General features: G+C 46.2%; 6 protein-coding genes and 1 pseudogene. 2 read left to right on the top strand and 5 right to left on the bottom strand.

What is annotated here, in order from left to right; translation table 11 throughout:
* From PX484_RS08135 to tig, 5 genes are all read right to left on the bottom strand, one after another.
* Positions 1–698: alpha/beta fold hydrolase (locus tag PX484_RS08135; RefSeq protein ID WP_287671228.1), on the bottom strand; the 698-nt coding region annotated here is incomplete at its 3' end.
* A complete protein-coding gene (locus PX484_RS08130) occupies positions 676–885 on the bottom strand; it encodes a hypothetical protein (protein WP_287765336.1) in 210 nt (69 codons plus the stop codon). The genes PX484_RS08135 and PX484_RS08130, both read right to left, overlap by 23 nt.
* A 21-nt stretch (positions 886–906) precedes the next feature.
* The gene (gene clpX / locus PX484_RS08125) at positions 907–2,241 is read right to left on the bottom strand and encodes an ATP-dependent protease ATP-binding subunit ClpX (RefSeq protein WP_287765333.1); all 1,335 of its coding nucleotides are present in this window, start codon (positions 2,239–2,241) and stop codon (positions 907–909) included.
* A 10-nt stretch (positions 2,242–2,251) separates the two neighbouring features.
* Positions 2,252–2,953: an ATP-dependent Clp endopeptidase proteolytic subunit ClpP gene (gene clpP, locus PX484_RS08120; protein ID WP_002736918.1), complete on the bottom strand. Its 702-nt coding sequence runs from the start codon at positions 2,951–2,953 to the stop codon at positions 2,252–2,254.
* Between the two features lie 256 nt (positions 2,954–3,209).
* Complete coding sequence (tig, locus tag PX484_RS08115) at positions 3,210–4,601, bottom strand: trigger factor (RefSeq protein ID WP_002803688.1); 1,392 nt, start codon at positions 4,599–4,601, stop codon at positions 3,210–3,212.
* 324 nt (positions 4,602–4,925) lie between these two features.
* Between tig and PX484_RS08110 the strand changes: the two genes are divergently transcribed.
* Together PX484_RS08110 and PX484_RS08105 are read left to right on the top strand one after the other, a co-directional pair.
* Positions 4,926–5,963, top strand: a complete 1,038-nt coding sequence (locus tag PX484_RS08110; protein WP_287765330.1) for an aspartate-semialdehyde dehydrogenase — start codon at positions 4,926–4,928, stop codon at positions 5,961–5,963.
* Between the two features lie 341 nt (positions 5,964–6,304).
* Positions 6,305–6,409: pseudogene (locus tag PX484_RS08105) on the top strand (4-hydroxy-tetrahydrodipicolinate synthase); the annotation flags it as partial.

Raw genomic sequence — 6,409 nt, 5'->3', positions numbered from 1 at the left:
CCTGATACTAAAAGAGTTGGTACCTTAATCTCAGCAAATTTACCAGGCATAATTTCCACTGCTTTTTTACTCACAGATGTATAAATTGTGCCTAGGGCTGCCTCATAATCTGCCGCTAAAAAATCTTCTAAAAAAGCAATTCTTTCTGATTTTGGGATCGATCGATGCAAAAATCTCGCCATAAATAATTGATCGGCAAAAGGTACTTTTAAAAACCAATCATAACGAAACTGTACCACATACTTACCGAATTTATGGAAGGCAGCAAAAGCCGCTTTATTATACTCAAAAATGCCATTACAGGTTAAAACTGCTTTCACCACTCTTTCGGGGTACATAGTAATAAAAAAAGTCGCCACCGATGCCCCCATAGAGTGACTATTGAGATAGACTTTTTCAATTTCCAAACTATCTAAAAACAAGGCCAAATCAAGGGCATATTCTTCTAAATCGTAGGAAAGATCGGGGGATTTTTCCGGCAATTTAGACCGACCAAAACCCCGCATATCGTACAATAAACAATCAAAGCGATCGCAAATTGCCGCAGCCGTTGATCGCCAATAGCGTCCCGATCCTCCCCAACCATGAATAAACACCATCACCGGCTTTTTTTGGGCAGATTCCGACTGTCGAATCCACTCGTAATAGTGAGGAACACCGCGAACAGTGATTGTTTTATCGATTATTTGAGTTTTCATGATAGATGTCGTCTTCCAGATTATCCCAAATCTTAGCCAGTGCAGTTTCGCTGACTTTTTGCCAGAAATCCGAGTTTGTCTCCTCCGGGATGAGGGTGACTAAAACCCTAGTACCCTCTGGAATCGGCACGGATTCGAGGAGTTCGATCTTGCCTTCTTTGATGATCGCGGGAACGGTGTTCAGCATGGTTAACCTCGATTTTTCCCCTTAAGCGGATTCTTGACTGGGTATAGAGGAAGGATGAACCAATAGCTCTGCCGTGGAACGTTTTTCCACCATTTCGCGGGTGATTAAACAGCGTTTCACGTCTTTGCGCGAGGGCAATTCGTACATGACATCGAGCATTAATTCCTCGACAATACCCCGTAGGGCCCGGGCCCCGGTTTTGCGACGATAGGCCTCTTGGGCGATCGCTAGGACGGCATCAGATTTAAACTCTAACTGTACATTGTCCATCTTCAACAGTTTTTGATACTGTTTCACCAAAGCGTTGCGGGGTTGCGTCAGGATAGCGATTAAAGCTTCCTCATCCAGGGGTGAAAGCGCCGCTAGGACGGGAATCCGACCGACAAACTCTGGAATCATGCCAAATTTGACTAAATCATCGGGAGTCATTTGTTTTAATAACCCTGCCGCTACCTTATCCTTACTAGCTTGGCCATCTCCCGGTTGAATAAAGCCCATGGATTTTTTACCGAGACGCTGATCGATCACCTTATCTAAACCGACAAACGCCCCACCGCAGATAAACAGGATATTGCTGGTGTCAATCTGAATACAATCCTGATAGGGGTGTTTGCGGCCGCCTTGGGGGGGAACATTGGCGATCGTTCCCTCTAACATTTTCAGTAAAGCTTGCTGTACCCCTTCTCCGGACACATCCCGGGTAATCGAGGTATTTTCGCTCTTGCGGGCAATTTTATCGATTTCATCGATGTAGATAATGCCTCGCTGCGCTTCTTCCACGTCTAAATCTGCCACTTGTAACAGACGCAAGAGAATATTTTCCACATCTTCCCCCACATAACCGGCCTCGGTTAACGTGGTGGCATCGGCGACGGCAAAAGGTACATCGAGGATTTTGGCCAGAGTTTGAGCTAGAAGGGTTTTTCCCGATCCTGTGGGACCGATTAACAGAATATTGGATTTTTGCAGTTCGATGCTATCTTCTGGACTACCGCCACTGGCTTTTTGGGTTTGGATATCTTTGAGGCGTTTGTAATGGTTATAAACGGCCACAGAAAGCACTTTTTTCGCCTCATTTTGACCAATAACGTAGTCATCGAGGTATTTTTTAATCTCTCTTGGTTTGGGAATTTGTTCCCAAGTAGTTTTGTTTTGGCCCGATCGCCGTTTGTTGGGACGTTCCTCCACTGGGGCGACCGGACTAGGCGGTTCCATCAATTCCTCATCGAGAATTTCGTTACACAGTTCCACACACTCGTCACAAATATAGACCCCCGGCCCGGCGATTAATTTTCGCACTTGTTCCTGGGATTTGCCGCAAAATGAACACTTGAGGTGGGAGTCGTATTTAGACATAGTTTATTATTTACAGGGAAGTAACGGGAACGGTAGGATCGGGCAGTTCGGGACGGGAAATCACCAGATCGATTAACCCATATTCTTTAGCTTCGACGGCCGACATGAAAAAGTCCCGTTCGGTGTCGTTGGCGATGCGATCGTAGGGTTGACCGGTGTGATGAGCCAGCATGGTATTGAGTCTCTGTTTAATATAGAGGATCTCTTTGGCCTGGATGGCGATATCGCTGGCCTGACCTTGGGCGCCGCCGAGGGGTTGGTGAATCATGATCCGGCTACTGGGTAGGGACATCCGTTTACCTGCCGCGCCACCACAAAGCAGGAATGCTCCCATACTAGCGGCTAAACCGAAACAAATTGTCGCCACGTCGGGGCGAATTTGTTGCATGGTGTCGTAGATAGCTAGTCCGGCATAAACGGAACCACCGGGGGAGTTGATATAAAGTTGGATATCCTTTTCGGGATCCTCTGCCTCCAAGTAGAGGAGTTGGGCGACGATCGAATCAGCGACCTGATCATCGACGGGGGTTCCCAGAAAGACAATTCTCTCGCGCAAGAGTCGAGAATAGATATCAAAAGCCCGTTCACCCATGCCAGACTGTTCGATTACCACGGGTAAAACGTTAGCTAAGGAGTTTCTCCCCGTGTTGGCGTAGATAGCAGGGCGACAGTTACTGGTAATTGGGTAGTCAGGTGATCTCGATTCGAGCATAATTTTTTCGGTTCCGCTATCACAATCTTAGGGGTTTTGCTTGGCTGTGGAGCTTTTACTGGCAAATGTTAAGCATCTTTAGCACTTCTGTCCATCTATTATGCCCTAAGTTTCCCCCGGTTGGCAGCAATCAGTTATCAGTTATCAGTGATCAGTGATCAGTTATCAGCCATCAGTGAACAGGGATATCGGGAGAAAAAAGCTGATGGCTGATAACTGACGGCTAAAAGGCTGACGACTTCAAGATAGCCAAGGGTTATTCTTCCTCGGCTGCCAATACTTCCACTTCGGTGAATGGGAAGGTTTCTTCCGTTTCCTCCTCCTCGCTTGTTTCTTCCTCTAGGGAACCTTTGGGGACGAGGGTGATAGTAGCTTTTTCTTTCAGCCATTCCAGGGTGTTTTCCGCCAGGATTTCTTCGGTGATCACCTGTTCCAGACGCTGCATATCTAGGTCGCGATCGGACAATTGCGCCATGATTTTAGCGATTTTTTCGGCTACTGCTTCGGGACTGACTTCAATGCCCGCGACTTTAGCCAATTCCTGCACCACCAGAGTCTGTTTCAGACTTTCGAGCGCATCGGGACGGGCTCTTTCCCGCATTTTGGGAATATTATCTTTTGTAAACAACTGGTTGACATCTAGCCCCATTTGTTGGAACTGCATGAAGCTTTGGGTCAAAATATGCGTCACTTCCTTCTCGATCAGCGTCTCCGGTAAATCTAAAGTCGCACCCTTGACTAATTCCTTGGTTAAAGCCTCATAAATGCTGTCTTTGGTTTCCTTCTCCGCTTGTTCTTGGAAGCGTTTCTCTAAACTTGCTCTTAATTCGGCGATTGTTTCCTGATCGCTGACTTCTTGGGCAAAATCGTCGTCAAGCTCTGGTAATTCCTTCGCTTTTAACTCTTTCATCGTAATGGTAAAGATTACCGCTTTTGCTGCCACATCTTCTTTGGGATAATCTTCTGGGAAAGTTAAAGTCATCTCTTTGACTTCTTCCGGTTTCATGCCGATAATTCCTTCCACCATCCCCTCGATAAAGCGTCCTGGTTCCATATCCACCCGCAGATCTTCGCCGTCAATATCTGGGATATCTTCGCCAGTTTCGGCGGATTTTCCCCGATAATCAACGATCGCCACATCTCCCAGCTGCGCCCCGCGATCTTCCACAGGAACCAATGTCGCTAACTGTTCTTGACGCTCTTTAAACCAATTTTCCACGGATTCGGGATCATAAACGGTTTCTTCGGCAGTAACGCTCAGATTTTCGTAATCTCCGAGAACAATTGTCGGGGCCACATCCACGGAAACTGAAAAAGTCAAAGCTTTACCCGGTTCATAGGCAGCGATCAAATCCTCAAACTTAGACAATAGCTGGGGATTGCCCAGGGACTCGATCCCCTCCTGTTTTAGGGCAGATTCGAGGCAATTTTCAATTAATTCCTCAATTACCGCCGCTTTTACCGCTTTAGTTCCCAATCTTTGCAGAAGAATCTGACGGGGAACCTTACCGGGGCGAAAACCGGGTATATTGGCCGACTTCGCTAAATTCTTGACCACTTGCTCGTGGGTGTTTTTCGTGGTTTCGGCGGGAATTTCAATTTCTAAACCTATCTGACTGGCAGGAAGCTTTTCCTGAATAACTTTCATTGATTTTTCTAGCTCTTACGACAAGGAACGTTTATAATAGGGTGAGCGGTGTTTACGCCTGCGGTGAATCCGTCCCGCTCATGATATTCTAGGGGAATAGCTGCAGTTGTTCCCCAAGCTCTCACAATCTTTTTATTTTAGCGGTCAATGGGGTATATTTAATTTATTACGTCCTTGGGGCAGTTAAGCCCAATCAGAAAATTTTGCTGATCAAAAGCCGATCAATCCAAGTTTTAGAATAACTCGGTGGACAAAAAAGATTTTTTACTGTAACGATTTCTTCGGATCATTATCATCACCCAACTCGTCAGGAGGTTACACAATTTGAGTCAAAAAGTACGGGTCGCTATTTTAGGGGCCACCGGGGCCGTGGGAACGGAATTACTAGAGTTATTAGCTAGTCGTCAATTCCCTCTCGCTAGTCTAAAATTACTGGCTTCCGAGCGTTCTGCTGGAAAAACCCTCAATTTTCGGGGCGAAAGTCTCCTAATCGAAGCGGTAAACGAGCGCTCTTTTCAGGACGTGGATATCGTTCTCGCTTCTGCGGGGGGGGCCACCTCGAAAGCTTGGGCGAAAACTATTGTCGAGTCGGGTGCGACGATTATCGATAACTCCAGTGCTTTTCGCATGAATCCCGAAGTGCCTCTGGTTGTCCCAGAAATCAATCCCGACAGTGTGGACAATCACCGGGGCATTATCGCTAATCCCAACTGTACGACAATTCTTTTAGGAGTGGCGATCTGGCCTCTCCACCAAGTACAGGCGATCGAGCGAGTAGTAGTTTCTACTTATCAGTCTGCTAGTGGTGCTGGAGCGCGAGCCATGGAGGAGGTAAAACAGCAAGCGCAAGCAATTCTTGATAATCGGCAACCTCCCACTAATTCCTTCCCCTATCCCCTCGCTTTTAATCTTTTTCCCCACAATACCCCGATTAATGGTCAGGGGTACTGCGAGGAAGAAATGAAAATGGTCAACGAAACCCGCAAGATTTTTGCTTGTCCAGAGCTGCGGGTTAGCGCCACCTGTGTGAGGGTTCCCGTGCTGCGGGCCCATTCGGAATCGGTTAACCTGGAATTTAGTCGGCCTTTTTCTGTGGTGAAGGCCAGAGAAATTCTTGAGTCTGCTCCTGGGGTAAAATTAGTGGAAGATTGGGACGCTAATTATTTTCCCATGCCAATTGATGCTACCGGTCGCGATGAAGTATTAGTGGGACGCATTCGTCAAGATATCTCCCATCCTAACGGTCTAGAATTGTGGCTATGCGGCGATCAAATTCGCAAGGGTGCGGCTTTAAATGCCGTACAAATTGCCGAACTTTTAGTCAAGAAAAATCTCGTCGGTTCAAGATTAGCAACAGTTTGATAACTAAGCTATCGGCCATCAGCTAGACCAAGGCGATGATAACTAGACCTCTGGTAAAAATCAAAAATTGTTGTTGGGGTTAGGAGCCAGTAGTCAGTAGTCAGGAGGATTAAGAATGAATAATAATCAATTAAATAGTCCTACCCTAACCCATCCTACAAATAATTAATTGTGCCTCCCTACTTAGGAGGATTGTCAGATTCTTTCTTTTGCCTCTTGCCTTCAGAAGCTGATAACTGATAACTGATAACTGATAACTGATAACTGATAACTGATAACTGATAACTGATAACTGATAACTGATAACTGATAACTGATAACTGATAATTGATAACTGATCAATGAGTGAAACAACCTATTTTGGACGAGTAATTACGGCGATGGTGACTCCCTTCACCGTCGAGGGTCAAGTTAATTATGCCCTGGTGGAAAAATTGGCCGATTAT

Origin of the sequence: Microcystis sp. M49636_WE2, from assembly GCF_030065375.1 — a bacterium.
Lineage (GTDB): Bacteria > Cyanobacteriota > Cyanobacteriia > Cyanobacteriales > Microcystaceae > Microcystis > Microcystis aeruginosa_C.
This window is presented reverse-complemented; position numbering and strand designations above follow the sequence as displayed.